This is a genomic window from Pseudomonas sp. NPDC087358 (assembly GCF_044900785.1).
Classification (GTDB): Bacteria; Pseudomonadota; Gammaproteobacteria; order Pseudomonadales; family Pseudomonadaceae; genus Aquipseudomonas.
On sequence record NZ_JBJDOA010000008.1, the window covers coordinates 129389 to 147254 of the forward strand.

A 17866-nucleotide genomic window follows, 5' to 3' on the forward strand; every position below is an offset into this window, starting at 1 on the left:
CTCAGCGGTTAACGAGTTTGGCGGGAATGCGGAAAATCAGCGCGGCACCGAGAAATAACGCACTGGCCATGACATACATGCCAATGGTGGTGCTTTGCGTGGTGTCCTTGAGAAATCCCATCAGGTACGGCGAGGCGAAACCGGCCAGGTTGCCCCACGAGTTGATCAAGGCGATGCCCGCAGCCGCGGCGGAACCGCCGAGAAAGGCCGTCGGCAGGCTCCAGAACAACGGCAAGGTGCTCAAGGCGCCCATCGCGCCCAGGGTCAGGCCGATCATCGAGACCGTGAAGTTAGCGCTCCAGGTGGCGGAAATGATCAAGCCGATGCCGCCGACAATCGCCGTCAGCGCCAAGTGCCAGCGGCGTTCGCGCAGGCGGTCGGCATTGCGCGAGACCAGCAGCATGGTGGCCGCCGCTGCGCCATAGGGGATGGCCGTCAGCAGGCCGATTTGCAGGATGTCCGTGACGCCCGCCTGGCGGACCAGGGTCGGCAGCCAGAATCCGACTGTGTAGAAGCCTGCGATCATGCAGAAGTAGATCGCGGTCAGCAGCCAGATCCGCGGCTGGCGAAACACTTCACGCACGCTGCGGGCTTCATGGCCCTGACTTTCGGCATCGATGCGCGATTGCAGCAGGGTCTTTTGCGCCGGCGTCAGCCAGCGGGCATGGGCGATTCGGTCGCTCAGGCAGAAGATCACCAGAATTCCCACCGCAATGGAGGGCAGCCCTTCGAGGAAAAACAGCCATTGCCAGCCGGCGTACCCGTGCGCACCATTGAACGCTGCCATCAACCAGCCGGACAGTGGCGCCCCGATCAGACCCGACAACGGCACCGCAGTGGCGAACAGGGCAAACATCTTTCCGCGGCGGTGCGTAGGAAACCAGTACGACAGGTAGAGAATGACGCCCGGATAGAACCCCGCCTCGGCCAGGCCCAACAGAAAGCGCATGATGTAGAACGACATCGGGGTACTGACAAAGGCCATGCACGAGGAGATCACCCCCCAGCTGATCATGATCCGGGCGATCCACAGCCGCGCGCCGACCCGGTGCAGGATCAGGTTGCTGGGGATTTCCACGAGAAAGTAGGCAATGAAGAAGATCCCGGCGCCCAGGCCGTAGACCGCTTCCGAGAAATGCAGGTCATCGGACATTTGCAGCTTGGCAAAACCGACGTTGACCCGGTCCAGATAGGCCACCAGATAACACAACAGCAACAGCGGCAGAATGCGCCAGGCGGCTTTGCGGTAGGCCGCGTCTTCCGAGGCGTCGGCAGGCGTACCGACGGCGTCTTGAGTCAGTGATTCACTCATCTGTTTTCCCATCCCTTTGTTTTTGTATTGGGCTGATGTCGCGGGCAAAACGGTGTGCTGAACAGCGTGCGGCAAATAAGTAACATAATACGTCATACGAATTCAACCCGCGTTTGGGCAGGACGCTGGCGTCCAAATGCAGTAACGTTCGCTGATTTGAAGCACGAGATTTCTATGGCTCCGTCCTCGCCCCCTGCTGCCAGCGGCAGTTTAAAAGATGCCTCCAAAGGCACCCTCGCCGACCAGGTCACCGCAGCGTTGAAAGCGCACATCGCCAGCGGCGAAGCCCTACCCGGGGCGCGTTTGCCGACTGAACCTGTGTTGTGCGAGCGCTACGGCGTCAGTCGCACGGTCATTCGCGAGGCCATTTCACGGCTCAAGTCGGCAGGTCTGGTGGAAGTACGCCAGGGCAGCGGCACGGTGGTCTGTGAGGGTGCGCACATCAAGGCGTTCACCATCGACCTGGATGTCTGTGGCTCGATCGACGCTGTGCTGCGGGTCACTGAACTGCGCCGGGGCATCGAAGGTGAAGCGGCGGCGCTGGCTGCCCAACGGCGTACCCCGCAACAGCTGCAAGCGATCGAGCAGGCGCTGAAAGCCATCGACACCGCCGAGCACGAAGGCCACGACGGCGTCGAACAAGACCTGGCCTTTCATCTGTCGATTTCCCACGCCACCGGCAACCCGCTGTATCCGTCACTGCATGAATTCATCGGCCAGTTCGTCAAGGAAGCGATCCGCATCACCCGCTCCAACGAAGAACGCCGCCGCGACATGGCCAGGACCGTGCACCTGGAGCACTTCGCGATCTACAGCGCCATTGCCGCAGGCGATGCCGAGGCCGCCCGTCATGCCGCCCTCAGCCATATCAATAACGCCGTGGAACGCCTGAAGAAGGCCGACCCCGCGTTCTGGCAGAACCCCGGGACCAGGACCTGATGACGGGCTTGCGGTCCGAGCGCCGGACCGTTCGTCGCAAAAGTCTAAACAGGAATCAGTTATAAAAAGGTTTTCACGAAACCTTCACGCCGACGGGTTCAGCCTGCACCTACTCCTTTTGATCCTCTTTAAGCCCGTTCTCCCCAGCGGGCTTTTTTATGCCTGTCGTTTGAGCACCCGCAGCGCAAAAATCTCGAACTCGTGTGCGGCGCTGACATCCAACGGCTAAGTCACCCGAGGATATCGACATGAGTAACGACGAGCGCAACACCCCAGCCACTTCCAGCACGCCGGTCAATGCCCCACCGACCGATGCTTCTGGGCAGCCAGTCAATGTCGTGGAGCGCGATCTACAGGATCGCGATGACGACACCCGCGCCGTGGACGAGGTCATCACCCCCTCCTCGATCAGGACCAAGGAACAGGAAGCCGAGGAGCTGAACCGCAAGACCGCAGAAATCGAACGAAAAGTGGCAGACAGTCACTGATCGGCAGTTGTGAATGCCGCATTTGGGAACGGATTCCCATTGCTGGGCGCCCATGGATGGGCTCGGCGTAAGGTTGTGCTAAACCTGTTCCGGGTACCACGCCCAGCCACTCAAGGGATGAGACGGTCTTATGCGTTTGAATATGCCGGTTACACAGCAGGAACGAACTTTCGCCGCCAGCGAGCGCTTGATCTCCACCACCGACCTCAGCAGCCATATCACCTACTGCAACGATGCCTTCGTCGACCTCAGCGGTTTCACCCGTGAGGAGCTGATCGGCCAAGCGCATAATCTGGTGCGCCATCCAGACATGCCGCCGTCGGTGTTCGCGCACATGTGGCAGACCCTCAAACAAGGCAAGCCGTGGATGGGGGTGGTCAAGAATCGCAGCAAGAACGGCGACTTCTATTGGGTCAGCGCTTACGTCACCCCCATCTATGAAGCCGGAAAAGTCGCGGGCTATGAATCGGTGCGCTCACTGCCCAGCCGCGACCAGGTGCGCCGCGCCCAGGCCTTGTACGCCCGCCTGCACGCAGGGAAAAGCGCCGTCAGCGCGTTCAGTACTGCTCGCTATTACCTGCTTGGGCAGTTGCCGCTGATCTGCGCTGCGCTGGTGCTCGGGCTGTGCAACTATCTGTTGCCGGGGCACGCCTCACTGGCGGCGATCATACTGACCCTGGTCGCATTGAGCGCCACGCTGGAGCTGCGTCAGAGCCGCACGCTCAAGGCCATTCTCAATGACCATCCCAAGGCATTCAGCGACCCGCTGATCGCGCTGACCTACAGCGACAAACGTGGCCCGCAGGCGCAGCTGGACCTGGCAATGCTCAGCGAGGAAGCGCGTCTGCAAACCGCCCTGACCCGCCTGGCCGATGCCGGTGAAGGCGTCAAGCAGCGAGCCGCGCAATCGGCCAGCCTGTCGCTGTTGCAGGCCGAGGCGCTGGACCAGCAGCGCAACGAAACCGATCAGTCGGCGACGGCAATCACCCAGATGGCGGCGACGATCCAGGAAGTCACGCACAACGTGCAGAACACCGCGCACGCCGCCCAGCAAGCCGAGGGACTGGCGCAACAGGGTCGAGGGCTGGCGGACGAGAGCCTGCTGGCGATCCGGCATATGGCCAACTCGGTGGCGGAAATCGGTCAAGCGGTCGGCGACCTGGCCGGGGCGACCCAGTCGATCGGCAGCGTCGTCGAGGTGATTAACTCGATTGCGCAGCAGACCAACCTGCTGGCACTCAACGCGGCGATTGAAGCGGCCCGGGCCGGGGAGCAGGGACGCGGGTTCGCGGTGGTCGCCGACGAAGTACGCTCGCTGGCCTCACGCACGCAGACATCCACCGAACAGATCCAGGGCATCATCAGCGAACTGCGCGAGGGCGCCAGCCGTGCGGTCGCCACTGCCAGCCGCGGGCAGGCGATGTCGCAGGAAAGCGTGGTCAGCGTTGAGGCGGTGCAGCAGGCATTGAGTGGCATCAGCGAGGCGGTCACCCGCATCACCGGGATGAGCCAGCAAATGGCCTCGGCGTCTGAAGAGCAGACCCATGTCGCTGAAAACATCAACCAGCAGATCAACCGCATTGCCCAGCTTTGCGATGAGAGCGCGGCGCAGGCCCAACAGGGCTCGACCATCAGTCGCGAGCTTGAGCAGATGGCTCAGTATCTGCACAGCCTGGCCGAGCGCTTCAATCGTTAGTCGCTGCTGACTCGCAGGGGTCACCAGGGCTGCCGGCATCGCGCTGCGGCTGGCAGCCTGCGTGCTCCGACAGCTGTCGACTGACCGCCGCCAGCAGTTCCTCAGCCAACCCCTGCCCCTTGGCCATCCGCGAGACGGTCAGCGCGCCCATCATCGCGCACAGGGTCAGTAGCGCCTGATCCCGAGCGTCAGACCCGGCCGTTGTTTGCAGTTGCCGCGAGAGCAACTGGATCATTCGCTCGAAGCCATCGACCCCAGCCCTCCTCACCTGCTCATCGCCCCTGGCCAGCTCGCTGCCCATGGCGGCATAGGGGCAGCCGCTAACGCCGTCACGGTGAGCCGCGGACAGATATCCCTGGACCGTGCTCTTGAAGGCGCCAGCGTCGCCGCTTTGCGGCGGCAATTGCTCAAGCACCGTCAGCAGCTCATCCACCGCTGCGGTGGTGGCCTGCGCGACCAGTTGAGCCTTGGACTCGAAGTGTTTGTAAAAGCCGCCCTGGGTCATTCCCGCAGCCGCCATCAACCCGGTAAGGCCACTGCCATCGATGCCATCGCGTCGAAATTGGGCACGTGCGGCGTCGACGATCCTGGCCCGCGTGGCGGCGGTTTGCAGTCTGCTCTTGCGCATCGAAATCACCTTTCATCCGAAGACCGATTGACTTTAGATGTCGTTCACCATCTAATTAGGATTACAATCTTCATATAACTCATCCCGCCGCGCAAGCGGTTTGTCATTTCCGAGGATTTTTCCATGACTCAAGCCACCATTCTTGTCAGCGGTGCCACCGGTTTCACTGGCCGCAGAACCGTTGAAATCCTGCGCGAGCAGAACATTGCCGTGCGTGCCCTGGTGCGCAGTGACGACCAACGTGCCGAAGAGCTGCGCCAGCTCGGCGCCGAAGTGGTGATCGGCGACCTGCTCGACCTGAACGCCCTGCGCGCTGCGTTCGAAGGCATCGAAACGGCGTACTTCGTCTATCCCATCGCCCCGGGCCTGCTCGAAGCCACCGCGCGCTTCGCCCTGGCTGCCCAGGAAGCCGGCGTGAAGGCGGTGGTCAACATGTCGCAAATCTCGGCACGTCGCGTAGCCAAAAGCAACGCCGCGCTGGACCACTACACCGCCGAGCGTATCTTCGACTGGTCGGGCCTGGCCATGACTCACTTGCGTCCGACCTACTTTGCCCAATGGCTGATCTACCCGCACTGGCGCCAGCACATCGTTGAGCGTGGTGAAATCCGCCTGCCCTTCGGCGATGGCCGCCACGCGCCTATCGCCACTGAAGACCAGGCGCGTCTGATCGCTGCGATTCTTATGGACCCAACGGCGCATGCCGGCAAAACCTACGACCTCAATGGCCCGGTTGAACTGAGCCAACAGGGCGTGGCCGATGCAGTGGGCCAGGTGCTCGGCCGGCCGATCACCTACGTGCCCATCACGTTGGATCAATACGACCTTGAAATGACCGAAGCCGGGCTGCCGCCTTTCATCAGACAGCACCTGATCGAAGTCGCCCAGGACTACCAACACGGTGTTTTCGAAGGTGAAGACGGCATCATCGCCCAAGTGACCGGCCAGGCGCCCATGACCGTCCAGGCGTTCGTCACCTTGCACAAGGCACTGTTTCAGGGCTGACCGGGGGGTTCTGGCTTGTAGGAGCGAGCTTGGGGCCAGATTCAAAAACGCAACGCGCGTGCGCTTTTTGCCCCGCCCGCTTTTGATTCTGGCCAAAGGCCGTGGGAGTCCAGCTTGCTGACGATCTGCCGGGCACCGGCAGTAGAATCGGGCACCGCGGCCGGGTCAGGCAGATCGCGCGGGGCCAGTCTCTGCGCCCCGCCACCGGTGCCGCCTGGCATAGCCATGTCCCGGACAATGCCTGGCATCCACAGCAGCGCTGTCGCTAGCGCTGGGTTTCCCGGGAAACGATCGCTTCGGCGTTCATTTCAAGTTCGGTTCGGGGTGTGCTGAAGAACTTGTAGCCGCCCTTGAGCCCGTCGTTGACCAGCGCCCACATACCCTTGTTGAAGTCATAGCTGACGTTTTTCACGTTGTACGGCAAGTCCTTGTCGTAGAGCTGCACGCCGCTGAGAAACAACGATCGGTACAAGGCACCGCTGGCATCCCAGGCGTCGTACAGGCCGATGCCAAAGGTGTCTTCATCCAGATAGTAAGTGCGCTTGCTGTAGACATGGCGCATGCCCGGCTTGATGGTGGCCTCGACGACCCATACCCGGTGCAGCTCCCAACGCTCGCAGGCGGGGTTGGCATGGTGCGGCAGAAATTGATCCTCCTGCTTGCAGTCGAAGTAGAACTTGTAGGCGTTGTACGGGATGTACATCTCCTTGCGCCCCACCAGCTTGTAGTCGAACCGATCCTGGGCACCGGAAAACATCTGCAGTTCGTCGAACAGGTTGACCCCGCCCTGGTTGGATACCGGGGTGTCATAGCCGAACTCCGGGGCCAGCTTGATGCGCCGCTGCCCCGGTGTGTAGCTCCAGGCGCGGCGGGGCTTGGCGATCGGGTCCAGGTAGTCATCCAGGACAATCAACTGGCCGGCACTGCGCGCCGGGTATTTGTCCAGGGCATACACCCGTGCGTACATCTCAGGATCACGGTCAGTCTGCTTGACCTGGTAGAAAGGCTGCTCTTCGAAGGTACGTTGTTCGGCGGTCTTGGTCACCGAGCCGTTGGCGTCGATGACCCAGCTATTGGACGAAGAAGTGGTCGAGTAGCCTGGGCCGATCTTGTAGCGCAGTTGCTGATTCCACATCACCTCGTTGCCGTTCCTGGGTATCGGAAACGGCAGCCCGCCCCGGCAACCGGGGTCGACCGCCAGGCCGTTGTTGCGGGTCGCGCAACTGCTGGCATTGCGCACCGTCGCGTCGAGCACTTCCTTGGGATAGGCGGTGGTGCGATGGCTGGGGTAAATGTCCAGGTAATAGTCAGGGTACTTTTTCAGCAGCGTCTTCTGACCCTCACTGAGCTTGTCGGCGTATTTGTCCAGGTTCTTGGCATCGATGCGCAGCAGTGGTTTTTCGTCCTTGAAGGGGTCGATCCAAAAGCCGCTGTCGGCCGTAAAGCCTGCAGGGGCCTTGCGCAGGCCGCCGTCGTAAGCGGGAATCGAGCCATCGGCATTACCGGCCTTGATGGCGCCGAACAGCGTCAGGTCGTTGCCGAGCGCGGCCGCCTCCTGCGCGGTGACAGCGGCGTTGACAGACAGTGAACAGCCCACGAATGCGAGGCCAAGAACGAGGGTGGAACGTGAATGGCGCACAGGCATTTCTCCTGAGTGATTATTGTTGTCCAGGTGATGCGACAGTGTTTTAGAACGAGGTTTTGAAGGTGAAGGCCAGCCAGCCGCGATCGGTATTGCCGACCCCGCCATTGCCGCCCACGGTATTGCCGGCAAGGGTTTTCGATTGGGCGGTGGTGTCGGCGTAACGCAAGCCGAACTCATAACGCTGCGCGTAGGTCAGCTTGACGCCGGCCGACCAGGCCAGCGCACCTTCATTGCCGCCCCCGGCCACCGCGGCGTTACCGTGCAGTCCGTAGTTGAGGGTGATCGGCACGTCCATGTCCCACGACGGCATGACCGACAGATAGGTCGGGGTGAAATTGAGCGCGACGCCGTAGTAATCGCGGGTCGAACAGCCATCGGATTTGTCTCCGGAACCGGCAACGCCGGTGCGCTCGTCGACGCAGCCCGGGCGCCCTTCTCCGTTGTACAGTTCCTTGTGCTCGGTGATGCGCTCAAGGTGGCTGTAGGCGAACTCGCCGACGACGCTGGCGTTTTCTGCCAGGAAGCTGCGCGGCATCAGGTACACACCATTGAGGATGAAGTGCAGGGTGTCGCCGCGTGGTCCTTCGTCGTCCGTCGGATCCACCGCCGTGGCGTTCAGCGCGCCGTTCATGCGGTACGACAGTTCGCTGCCCACGGCGACTGTGTTGATCACCCTGGAAAAGCTCAGGCCCGCCAGCTTCACGCTGCGTGGGTAGACCAGCCGGTAGTCGCCTTGCGCCAATCGCAGCTGCGGTGCCAGCCACGGTTGGTAATCGTCGAACTGTCGGTAGTAGGCACCGAAATTCGATTCGATGGGCTCGACATTGAGCTTGGCCATCACCCCCCAGTTGGCGCCGTCGCGGCCAAACTTCGAGGACGCGTGGTTCAGGTACTGCCCGCCGCCTACCGGCAGGCGGTCAGTGCCTTCGAAAAACGGATCGGCCGGGCCGAAATAGGTGCCGCCATAGGGCAGCCGGGTATTGTCCCACTCGTAGAAATACTGCGCCGCGAGGGTCAACGAGTCGCTGACCTGGGCCTTAGCCGAGATCTGCCCGACCGGCAGGAACACCTCCTTGATCTCGATACCCGGGCTGGTAACGGCCTTGACCCCGTCAGTCGGTGCCTGGGAGTAGGAAATGGCGTGCGCTGCGAACAGCAGCCCTTCCCCCCAATAGTTGGTCTGGCGGCCGACCTTGACGTTGACCAGCGAGCCGGCCAGGGAAAAGTTCTTCCAGACGAACGCATCCAGCAACTCGGCCGAGGGCCCGTTGACGTAGCGGCTGACCTGAGAGCTGTAGTGGTCATTCTTGTAGCTGGTGCCGTAGGCCGGGTTGCTCGCGCTGACGTCACGGTCGTGGTACGCCTGATCGAACCAGCCGGCGCCGCTGACCCGCGCGCCCCAGCTGTTGAGATACGAAAAATCCAGTTCGCTGAGCACATCCAGGCGATTGGTGACGATGTCGCCCTTGTCGAACTTGCCATCGGATTCGTCGTAGCTGGGGTTGTTCATGATGCGCCGGTCCTGTCCTTCGGCGCGCATGCCCAGGGTGTAGCGCACGGTGTTGTCCCAGCGCAGCTGGTAATCGGGGTCGGGCAAATCGATCGAATCGGCACGCACTGCGCCACCGGCACCGAGCATCAGCAACGTGATCGCCCCACGGGTGACGACCTTGCGATCAAATCGGGTCATGTCTTTCATCAGTTCACCTTTTATTTTTATTGTCGATGTGTCCGTCAACGCGCCCCTCGTTCAGCGTCCGATGGGGTAGATGATGGATTTTTCCTGGGTGAATTCCTTGAGCCAGTCAGGGCCGAACTCGCGCCCGATGCCCGAACGCTTGTAGCCGCCAATCGGCGCATAGGGCATCTGTCCGCCGCCACCGTTGAGGTACACGCTGCCGGCGCGGATGCCTCGCGCCATGTCCAGGCCCTTGGCGGCATCGGCGGTGAAGATCCCGCCGTTGAGACCAAAGCGTGAATCGTTGGCGATCTGCAGCGCCTGTTCGTCGCTGTCAAAGCCGATGGTCACGCCCACCGGACCGAAGATTTCTTCCTGGGCAATTTCCATGTCATTGCGCACGTCGTCGAACAGCGTCAGCTCACTGAAGAAGCCACGGGACAGGTGCGCCGGGCGGCCGCCGCCGCAGACCAGCCGGGCACCACTGTCACGGCCGCGGTCGATGAAACCCTGGACCTTGCTGCGCTGCGATTCGCGGATCAACGGCCCCATCATCACGCTGGGATCCGCCGGGTTGCCGACCTTGATCTGGCTGGCGATGGCCTGGGCTGTCTGGATGAACGCCGGGCGTATCGACTCGTGCACGACAAAGCGTGTCAGCAGCGCACAGCCCTGCCCTGCGTTGACCGTCAGGCCGCCCACGGCAGCCAGGGCCGCGGTCTGCACGTCGGCGTCGGCGCGCACGATCAACGCCGACTTGCCGCCCAGTTCCAGATGCACCCGTTTAAGTGTGGTCGCCGCCTGGCTCATGATGCTGATGCCCACCGCTTCGGAACCTGTGAACGAGACCATGTCCACACCGGCATCGCTGCTGAGCATGGCGCCCACCTGAGGCCCGCCGGTGACGATGTTCAACACCCCCGCCGGCAGCCCGATGCGCTCGGCCAGCTGGCCGAACAGCAGCGCGGAATACGGGGTGAACGGCGAAGGTTTGAGCACCAGCGTGTTGCCTGCCAGCAACGCCGGAAAGACCTTCGCCAGGTTGAGCAGAAACGGAAAGTTGTAGCCGGTGATCCCGGCCACCACGCCGATGGGCTCACGCTCGATGCTGCCGCCACCGAGCAACAGCGCACCTGCAGGGTTGAACGGGTTGGGGGCGGTCTGGGTGGCGATCTGACGCGGCTCATGGCCCAGCGACTGGTCGATGGCGGTCAACACATGCCCCAACGGCATGTCCACCTGCATGCCATACGTCACCCCCTGCGAACAGCCGACCTCGCCGATGATCAATGCGGCGATGGCTTCGCGCTCTGCGACCAGTTCAGCATGCAGCCTGCGCAGATACCCGGCGCGCTGATACATCGACAACTGCGGCCAGGGCCCATGATCGAACGCCTGACGTGCAGCGGCGATGGCCGCTTGCGCGGTGCTGTCATCGCCGACCGGCGCGTGGCCGATCACCTCTTCGGTGGCCGGGTTGAGCACCGCCTCGGTGTCTTTGACCGCGACCCATTGGCCGCCGATATACAGTTTGTCGAGCTGGGTAAATGGGACGCTCATGGCTGTCGGGCTCCTTCGATACGACCGGTGATGATTTCGGCGGCGCGCATGGCGATCGCCATGGCCGGGGCATTGGTATTGCCGGACACCAGGGTGGGCATGACCGAAGTGTCGACCACTCGCAGGCCGTGCACGCCGCGCACCCTCAGCTGCAGATCCACCACCGATTCTGTGTCGGCGCCCATGCGGCAGGTGCCAGAGACGTGGAACGCGGTCTGTCCGTAATGGCGCAGCGCGGCGAGGATCTGCTCGTCGCTCTGGGCTTCGATGCCTGGCGTCAACTCGCGCACCACAAAGGGTTTGAGCGCCGACTGGCTGGCCAGCCGACGCAGCCAGCGCACCAGCGCGACCCCGGCCACCCGGTCGGTTTCGGCGCTCAGGTAGTTGGCCTCGATCAGCGGCGGCACCGCAGGATCCTTGGATTGAATGCGGATTTCGCCCTGGCTTTCGGGGCGCAGGAAATAACCGCCCAGCGTCAGGCCCGGTTGCTTGTCGATCATCACCCGGTTGCCGTCACCGAGCATCGAATAGAGACTCACACCGATCTGCGCGTCGGGCCGCTCCAGACCTTCGCGGGTTTTGACGAACCCCCCGGCTTCGTGCGCGGCGTGGGTCATCGGGCCTTTTTTGCGGATCAAGTAATCGAGCAACGAACGCACCAGCCCGAAACCGGCGAAGGCGTGGTTGAAGCTGCCGCGCGTCACTCGGTACTGCATGGCGATGTACAGGTGCTCACGCAGGTTGCGCCCCACGTTCGGCGAATCACTGATGACCTTGATCCCCAGCGAATGCAGTAGCCCGGCCGGTCCGATGCCGGACAGCTGCAGCAGCTTGGGGGTTTCGATGGCGCCGGCGCAGAGCACCGCCTCGCGCCGGACACCGATGCGCTGGGACGCCGATTTGTCCAGCACCTGGACGGCCACCGCACGGTCGCCTTCGAACTCGATACGTTGCACGGTGCTGCCGGTCATCACGGTCAGGTTGTCGCGCTGGCGTACCGGGTCGAGAAAGGCCTTGGCGGCGCTGAAACGCTGGCCGTGCCAGGTGGTCTGCGGTTGATAGCCAAAGCCGCCGTTGCTGACCGCGTCGACGTGGTTGGTGTCAGCCACTTCTGGGGTGCCGAGCTGGCCGGCTGCGGCGATGACCGCGTCGCACAGGTCATCGTTGGCCGGATGCACAGTGACCTTGAGCGGGCCGCCGGCACCGCGCCATTGCGCGCTGCCCAGCTGATGGTCCTCCAGGGCGACGAACTGCCGGCCGATGTCTTTCCAGCCCCAGCCTGCGCAACCCTGGGCCTCCCAGGCGTCGTAGTCAGCCGGCGCGCCGCGAACGTAGACCATGCCATTGACCGAGCTCGAACCGCCGATCGCCCTGCCCTTGAGCCAAAGTTCATCGGTCATGCCCTGGCCGCGGGACGCCTGGTAATCCCAGACATGGGGATTGCCCGGGGCGAGCAGTTTGCCGATGCCGCGCGGCATGGCGATCAAAGGGCTGGAGTGGTCCGGCCCGCTTTCGATCAACAGCACCGTCACGCTCGGGTCACTGGACAGCCGGTTAGCCATCACGCAGCCAGCCGAGCCCGCACCGATGATGATGTAGTCATAGATTTTCAACATTTTTTATTGTTCTGCGTGTCGAGAAGTTGACCGACTGTAGGACTGGGGCGGCAGGCGCACAACGGACAGAAATCCCGATCTGTTCGGTGATCGGCACTGGCAATTTATTGAACAGCGTATAAAGGCGTTTCTTGCTTGCGCCAGACGCCTGTGCCAGTCTGAACGGCGTGCGAAAAAGACATTCTTCAGAAATGTGTCCAATAAATCTAATAATCAACCGCGCCTGCCACGTAGAGATTCCCGATGAATCAATACATCTCCTCGCAAAATCAATGGCCTGAGAACATCTCCCCACGTGCTGATCGACACGCCCAGCGTGCACAACGCACCCGCGAATTGATGCTGGCGACCATGTATCAACTGGCCCTGGAAAAGGACTACCGGGAAATCACCGTACAGGATCTGCTGGACCGCTCAGGCGTTGCCCGGTCTACGTTTTACGCACACTTCAGGGACAAGGAAGACCTGCTGGTCGCGGGCTACGGCGTCATGGGCGAACCTGCGGTCAAGACCCACAGCGGTAATGGTCAATCGCGCATCGTGCTGGATGTCTGCGGCTGGCTATTCATTGCCACCGAACAACATGCCGCGCTGACCACCTCATTGATGGGCGGAGCTTCGCGAGAAATCGTGCTGGCGCACCTGGAAAACCTACTGATCATTCAGGTCCGCGAACACCTCAAGCGCCACGGTTCCTATCTGGACAATCCGGCACGCGGCGAGATCGCCGTTCGGGCGCTGGTCGGCGGCCTGCTGGCCCTGTGGCTGTGGTGGGTGCGTCAGGACTACGCCTGTGCACCGGCCGACATCAGTGACACCTTCAACGCGCTGATGAGCGACGGCGTGTGGCCCCAGGACACCGGCGCAAAGCGCTCGCCAGTCGTGCCGCTGACGCGCTAGAGCCCCTGCCCGGCATATTGCTGCTCGATGCGATCCAGGTAAGCCGTCAGCGCCAGCGGTGCCTCTTCGAGCAACAGTTCGCGCTTGAATTCACCGTTGCTCAAGGTGATTTGTACCAGCCCCAGCGGCAGACCAAACAAAGTCCTCACGACCCGGCGCAGCTGCGCGCCAGCCAGAGCGGGAGTGCGTATCGCCAGCACCCGGGCGTAGTTCGCCTCGATGTCAGCCTGAAGCTGCGGTGCCCGCAATGGCGCACTGAAGCCCGGACTGATCATCAGCATGAAGTCAGCGTGCGCCTCGATGTAGCGAATGATCGGCATGAACAGGTGTTCCACGACTTCTGCGCTTTGGTAGTCGACCCACTGTGCCGGACTGATTGCCATGATCTGTTCGGTAACCTCGCCGATGGCTTCCAGGTGGCGATCGCCCAGGGCATCGAGCACAGCCTGTTTGTCGGCGAAGAAGTGGTACATCGAGCCGATCGAGGTACCGGCCTCCTTGGCGATGGTGTGCACCGACAGCTTGCTGACGGTCTGCACCACGATCAGTCGCGCGCAGGCATCGAGGATCGCCGTGACCCGCTCGCGCCCCCGGGCCTGCTGGGGTGGACGCTGAACGCCGGGTGAATTGTCGCTGCGGGGGCTCATGCACAAAGCTCGTTTTACGGGTGCGCAGTATGGCGCACAGGCGCCCATTTGTCAGAATCCAGTACTAGACATAACATTCTAGTTTTGCGCAGAATGCGCCGGTTTCTGCCCAACCAATAATTTCAACAGGGAATAACAACAAGATGAAAGGCCGGTTAGTTACGAGTTTGCTTTCAGGATTGGCGGTGACGGCGCTCGGCAGCGCCGTCGCGCAAGCGGCGCCTGTATCGCAGGTGGTTTCATTCGGCGACAGCAATGCCGATGCAGGCGTGGGAGCTGCCCTTTCATTGTCGGTTTTCACCCACAACCCGTCGCCCACGGTGGGCTCGGTCGGCGGACGTTTCTCCAACGGGCCGGTTGCCGTTGAAGATGTCGCCAGCGACCTGGGCGTCAGTCTGGCCAGTTACGGGGTGGGTGGTGCGACGACCGGGGCCTACGCCTTCGGGGTAATCCCCAGCCTGCTGACGCAGATTCCGCTGTATCAGGCGACGCTGGCATCCGCCGCGCTCGACCCTCGCGCGCTGTACGTGATTACCGCCGGCTCCAATGACCTGTATGGATTGACCAGCAGCGTGCCCGCCGCGACGGTCGCCAACGGCGTCAATAACATTCAGAGCGCCGTCACCACGCTGAGCAACGCCGGGGCCAGGATTATCATCGTGGTCAATCGCACGGTCCGTCCCAACCCCGACAGCGTCGATAATGCCAACGGCGTGACCCTCAACGCCGCCCTGCAAAGCAAGGTTTCACAGCTTGATGCAGGCCTGCCAGGGCGCGTCCTGTATCTGGACGCCTACGGGATCTCCAGTGCCCTGCAGGCCAATCCCGCGACCTACGGGCTGACCGGCGGCAGCGCCCAATGCATCGAAAACCCGGCCTGCATTTCCGACCCCACGGGTCTGGGCGCCACCTACGTACGATTCGATTCGGCGCACTTTGCCCTGGGCGCCAATGCGATCATCGCCCAGGAGATGGAGCGTCTGGTGGTGATGCAGGACGCCCCCTCGCAAGTGGCATTGCTGCCGGCATTGGCTGTCAACATTCAGCGTCAGGATGCCGACAACGCGCTGGCAGCGGGCCCATTCCAGCGCAACGACCCGGTCGGTACGGTGCGTCCGATTGCGGTGGCGCACTACAGTGAACAGGCCTATGACCGGGCCGGGCATGATGCCGACGCCAACGTGACCGGGCTTATGCTCGGCGCCAAGTACAAGCTGAGCGAGGCGTGGATTCTGGGGCTGCTGGTGGGCTACGACCGTGTGGATGTCGACAGGCGCAGCAATCAGGCGGGGGTCGATGCCAGGCAGACCTACGGCTTCGCCACCCTGCAGTACGCAGAGGGCCCTGTAGCGTTCGACGCAGCCGTCGGTTACGGCGATGCGGACTTGCAGCGCATCACCCGCGAATCGCCGATGTTCGCCAGCGGCCGGCTCAACAGTGGTGACAGCACCGGGTACAGCTTGGGCGGCGTCGCGAAACTGAGCTATGACCTGTACACCGCCAACGGGCTGAGAATCGGCCCGATGCTCCAACTGGACTCCTGGCAGAGCAAGCTGGACGGTTATACCGAACAGGGTTCGGACAGCTCGGCGCTGCGTTTTGATGACTTTTCGGTCAGCGCCACTCGAATCGGCGCAGGTCCTCGAGTGCGCTTTGATGCTGGCAGCGCAGCCAGCCAGCTGAGCTTTGACTTTTCGGCGCTGTACCTGCATGACGTTGCCAGTGATGGGGGCAAAATCACCGCGAGTTCGCCACGTTTCTCGTTCATCAACCACGCCGAAAAAGGCCGTGATTTCGATGACGATACGCTGCAGCTCAATGCCTCGGTCTCCCGTCAGTGGGGGCCGCTGCAGGCGCGTTTGGGACTCAGTGGTCGTCTGGGCAATGACTCGCGGACCCTGGGCTCGGCAGCGGATGTTTCTTACGCCTTCTGACCCCAAGTGAAAAGGCCCCGGACCAATGTCCGGGGCCTCTGCTGGCGAATCCCGAGTTAGCCTGTGACCTCTGTCAGGCACTCAGCGCCTTGTCGATGGCCGCTGTCAGCCGTGCATCATCGGCGGCCACGTCCGGGGCGAAGCGACCGATCACGTGGCCGTCGCGGCCGATCAGGAACTTCTCGAAGTTCCACAGCACTTCCTGTCGGTCGCCACTTTCGATGCCATAGCCTTGGAGCCGCTCGCGGAACGGACCATCACCGGTGGCAGAAGGCTGTGCGGCGGTCAGTTCGCTGTACAGCGGGTGTTTGTCGGCACCTGCGACGGAGATCTTCGAGAACAGCGGAAAATGCACATCGTAGGTGGTCGAGCAAAACGCCTGGATCTCACTGTCGCTGCCTGGCTCCTGCTCCTTGAAGTTGTTGGCCGGGAAACCCAGCACTTCAAGGCCCTGGGCTTTCTTGCTCTGGTAGAGGCTTTCCAGCCCTTCGTATTGCGGCGTCAGACCGCACTTGGAGGCGACGTTGACCACCAGCAGCACCTTGCCCTTGTATTGGCCGAGATTGCCGCAAGTACCGTCGATTTGTTTTAACGGGATGTCGTACAAAGAATCGCTCATGCTGTCTCCTTGAATGGATCGTGCCTGATGGTGGTTCGCTGCTGCGAGTTACCTTAAAGCGTACGACCGATAATTTCCTTCATGATTTCAGAAGTGCCGCCATATATCCGGGCCACCCGGGCATCGACCCAGGCGCGACTGATCTTGTATTCGCTCATGAAACCATAACCGCCGTGCAACTGCAGGAACTCGTCGAGCAGCTTGCCTTGCATTTCCGAGCCCAGCAACTTGGCCATGGCGGCGATCTCCGGCGTCAGCTCGCCATGCATGACCTTCTCCAGGCAGTCGTCGACGAATACCCGCAGCATGGTTGCCTGCGCCTTGGCCTCGGCCAGCTTGAAGCGGGTGTTCTGGAAATCCAGCACCGGTTTGCCGAAGACCTTGCGCTCGCGGGTGTACGCGATGGTTTCTTCGAGCAAGGTATCGATCGATTGCGCGGCACGGATGGCGATGATCAGCCGTTCCCAGGCCAGTTGGTGAGTCAGGTATTTAAAGCCCATGCCCTCCTCGCCCAGGCGGTTACCGACCGGCACCCGGACCTGATCGAAGAACAGCTCGGAGGTGTCCTGGCCCTTGAGGCCGATCTTTTCCAGCAAGCGGCCCTTGGAAAAGCCCGGACGGTCTTCCTCGACACAGATCAGTGTCAGTTCCCTGGCCGCCGGATCGATCTTGGTTGCAGTGACCATCAGCCCGGCGTTGCCGCCATTGGTGATGAAGGTCTTCTGGCCGTTGACGATGTACTCATCGCCCTCGCGGCGCAGGGAGGTGCGCATCGAACGCAGATCGCTGCCGATGCCCGGCTCGCTCATGGCGATCACCCCGATCAGTTCGCCACTGACCATGCGCGGCAGCCAGCGCTGTTTTTGCGCCTCGCTGCCATAGGCAACGATGTAGGGGGTGACGATCTCCGAATGGGTGGTGAAACCCACTGCGGTGGCGTTGGCGCGGGCCAACTCCTCGATCATTACCGCCGAGTGGCCGAAATCGCCGCCCGAACCGCCGTATTGCTCCGGGACCGTGGCGCACAGCAGGCCGGTCTCGCCGGCCTTGAGCCAGAGTTCTCTGGGCACGATGCCGGCTTTTTCCCATTCGTGCAGGTAGGGCACGATTTCGCGCTCGACGAAGCGTCGGGCCTGATCGCGGAACATGTTGTGGTCTTCACGAAAGACACGGCGCATGACTGTTCTCCAAATCGTTCT

14 protein-coding genes and 2 pseudogenes are annotated in these 17866 nt (G+C 62.2%); 7 read left to right on the forward strand and 9 right to left on the reverse strand.

Translation table 11 applies throughout. From position 1 onward, the window contains the following. Position 1 precedes the first annotated feature (1 nt). Complete coding sequence (locus ACI2KS_RS19415; RefSeq protein WP_404622613.1) at positions 2-1312, reverse strand: MFS transporter; 1311 nt, start codon at positions 1310-1312, stop codon at positions 2-4. Between the two features lie 174 nt (positions 1313-1486). Here ACI2KS_RS19415 and ACI2KS_RS19420 point away from each other — a divergent pair, with 174 nt between their 5' ends. The 4 genes and pseudogenes from ACI2KS_RS19420 to ACI2KS_RS19435 all read left to right on the forward strand — a co-directional run. Next, on the forward strand, positions 1487-2251 hold the full coding sequence (locus ACI2KS_RS19420) for a FadR/GntR family transcriptional regulator (protein WP_404622614.1): 765 nt from the start codon (positions 1487-1489) through the stop codon (positions 2249-2251). A gap of 248 nt (positions 2252-2499) precedes the next feature. After that, positions 2500-2739 carry a hypothetical protein gene (locus ACI2KS_RS19425; protein ID WP_404622615.1) on the forward strand — a complete coding sequence of 80 codons (240 nt, stop codon included), beginning with the start codon at positions 2500-2502 and terminating at the stop codon, positions 2737-2739. A gap of 142 nt (positions 2740-2881) precedes the next feature. After that, positions 2882-3151, forward strand: a pseudogene (locus ACI2KS_RS19430) (PAS domain-containing protein); the annotation flags it as partial. A gap of 786 nt (positions 3152-3937) precedes the next feature. Beyond that, positions 3938-4435 (forward strand): annotated as a pseudogene (locus ACI2KS_RS19435) (methyl-accepting chemotaxis protein); the annotation flags it as partial. Here the strand turns inward: ACI2KS_RS19435 and ACI2KS_RS19440 are convergent. Then, the gene (locus ACI2KS_RS19440; protein WP_404622616.1) at positions 4425-5063 is read right to left on the reverse strand and encodes a TetR/AcrR family transcriptional regulator; all 639 of its coding nucleotides are present in this window, start codon (positions 5061-5063) and stop codon (positions 4425-4427) included. The pseudogene ACI2KS_RS19435 and the gene ACI2KS_RS19440 overlap by 11 nt on opposite strands. Before the next feature lie 123 nt (positions 5064-5186). Here ACI2KS_RS19440 and ACI2KS_RS19445 point away from each other — a divergent pair, with 123 nt between their 5' ends. Then, positions 5187-6068 (forward strand): NmrA family NAD(P)-binding protein, encoded by an 882-nt coding sequence (locus ACI2KS_RS19445; RefSeq protein WP_404622617.1) that lies wholly within the window; start codon positions 5187-5189, stop codon positions 6066-6068. A 265-nt stretch (positions 6069-6333) separates the two neighbouring features. Here the strand turns inward: ACI2KS_RS19445 and ACI2KS_RS19450 are convergent, their stop codons facing one another. Genes ACI2KS_RS19450 through ACI2KS_RS19465 form a run of 4 tightly spaced genes read right to left on the reverse strand, consistent with a single transcriptional unit; the run spans position 6334 to position 12567 of the window. Beyond that, on the reverse strand, positions 6334-7713 hold the full coding sequence (locus ACI2KS_RS19450) for a DUF1329 domain-containing protein (RefSeq protein ID WP_404622618.1): 1380 nt from the start codon (positions 7711-7713) through the stop codon (positions 6334-6336). Positions 7714-7756: 43 nt separating this feature from the next. Next, a complete protein-coding gene (locus ACI2KS_RS19455) occupies positions 7757-9412 on the reverse strand; it encodes a DUF1302 domain-containing protein (RefSeq protein ID WP_404622619.1) in 1656 nt (551 codons plus the stop codon). Between the two features lie 51 nt (positions 9413-9463). Further along, positions 9464-10951: an aldehyde dehydrogenase family protein gene (locus ACI2KS_RS19460; RefSeq protein ID WP_404622620.1), complete on the reverse strand. Its 1488-nt coding sequence runs from the start codon at positions 10949-10951 to the stop codon at positions 9464-9466. Then, positions 10948-12567 carry a GMC family oxidoreductase gene (locus ACI2KS_RS19465; protein ID WP_404622621.1) on the reverse strand — a complete coding sequence of 540 codons (1620 nt, stop codon included), beginning with the start codon at positions 12565-12567 and terminating at the stop codon, positions 10948-10950. The genes ACI2KS_RS19460 and ACI2KS_RS19465 overlap by 4 nt, the downstream gene beginning before the upstream one ends. A 243-nt stretch (positions 12568-12810) precedes the next feature. Between ACI2KS_RS19465 and ACI2KS_RS19470 the strand changes: the two genes are divergently transcribed. Next, positions 12811-13467 carry a TetR/AcrR family transcriptional regulator gene (locus ACI2KS_RS19470; protein WP_404622622.1) on the forward strand — a complete coding sequence of 219 codons (657 nt, stop codon included), beginning with the start codon at positions 12811-12813 and terminating at the stop codon, positions 13465-13467. Here the strand turns inward: ACI2KS_RS19470 and ACI2KS_RS19475 are convergent. Further along, the gene (locus tag ACI2KS_RS19475; protein WP_404622623.1) at positions 13464-14114 is read right to left on the reverse strand and encodes a TetR/AcrR family transcriptional regulator; all 651 of its coding nucleotides are present in this window, start codon (positions 14112-14114) and stop codon (positions 13464-13466) included. The genes ACI2KS_RS19470 and ACI2KS_RS19475 overlap by 4 nt on opposite strands. Positions 14115-14299: 185 nt before the next feature. On the opposite strand from ACI2KS_RS19475, the gene ACI2KS_RS19480 reads away from it, so the two are divergent. Then, complete coding sequence (locus ACI2KS_RS19480) at positions 14300-16048, forward strand: autotransporter domain-containing protein (protein ID WP_404622624.1); 1749 nt, start codon at positions 14300-14302, stop codon at positions 16046-16048. 73 nt (positions 16049-16121) lie between these two features. Here ACI2KS_RS19480 and ACI2KS_RS19485 read toward each other — a convergent pair whose 3' ends face one another. Then, the gene (locus ACI2KS_RS19485) at positions 16122-16667 is read right to left on the reverse strand and encodes a glutathione peroxidase (RefSeq protein WP_404622625.1); all 546 of its coding nucleotides are present in this window, start codon (positions 16665-16667) and stop codon (positions 16122-16124) included. A gap of 53 nt (positions 16668-16720) precedes the next feature. Then, positions 16721-17845: an acyl-CoA dehydrogenase family protein gene (locus ACI2KS_RS19490; RefSeq protein WP_404622626.1), complete on the reverse strand. Its 1125-nt coding sequence runs from the start codon at positions 17843-17845 to the stop codon at positions 16721-16723. Between the last annotated feature and the right edge of the window lie 21 nt (positions 17846-17866).

Bases quoted from the DNA above. Each gene is read 5' to 3' on its own strand.
- ACI2KS_RS19415 (WP_404622613.1), bottom strand. From the start codon at position 1,312: ATGAGTGAATCACTGACTCAAGACGCCGTCGGTACGCCTGCCGACGCC.
- ACI2KS_RS19420 (WP_404622614.1), top strand. From the start codon at position 1,487: ATGGCTCCGTCCTCGCCCCCTGCTGCCAGCGGCAGTTTAAAAGATGCC.
- ACI2KS_RS19425 (WP_404622615.1), top strand. From the start codon at position 2,500: ATGAGTAACGACGAGCGCAACACCCCAGCCACTTCCAGCACGCCGGTC.
- ACI2KS_RS19440 (WP_404622616.1), bottom strand. From the start codon at position 5,063: ATGCGCAAGAGCAGACTGCAAACCGCCGCCACGCGGGCCAGGATCGTC.
- ACI2KS_RS19445 (WP_404622617.1), top strand. From the start codon at position 5,187: ATGACTCAAGCCACCATTCTTGTCAGCGGTGCCACCGGTTTCACTGGC.
- ACI2KS_RS19450 (WP_404622618.1), bottom strand. From the start codon at position 7,713: ATGCCTGTGCGCCATTCACGTTCCACCCTCGTTCTTGGCCTCGCATTC.
- ACI2KS_RS19455 (WP_404622619.1), bottom strand. From the start codon at position 9,412: ATGAAAGACATGACCCGATTTGATCGCAAGGTCGTCACCCGTGGGGCG.
- ACI2KS_RS19460 (WP_404622620.1), bottom strand. From the start codon at position 10,951: ATGAGCGTCCCATTTACCCAGCTCGACAAACTGTATATCGGCGGCCAA.
- ACI2KS_RS19465 (WP_404622621.1), bottom strand. From the start codon at position 12,567: ATGTTGAAAATCTATGACTACATCATCATCGGTGCGGGCTCGGCTGGC.
- ACI2KS_RS19470 (WP_404622622.1), top strand. From the start codon at position 12,811: ATGAATCAATACATCTCCTCGCAAAATCAATGGCCTGAGAACATCTCC.
- ACI2KS_RS19475 (WP_404622623.1), bottom strand. From the start codon at position 14,114: ATGAGCCCCCGCAGCGACAATTCACCCGGCGTTCAGCGTCCACCCCAG.
- ACI2KS_RS19485 (WP_404622625.1), bottom strand. From the start codon at position 16,667: ATGAGCGATTCTTTGTACGACATCCCGTTAAAACAAATCGACGGTACT.
- ACI2KS_RS19490 (WP_404622626.1), bottom strand. From the start codon at position 17,845: ATGCGCCGTGTCTTTCGTGAAGACCACAACATGTTCCGCGATCAGGCC.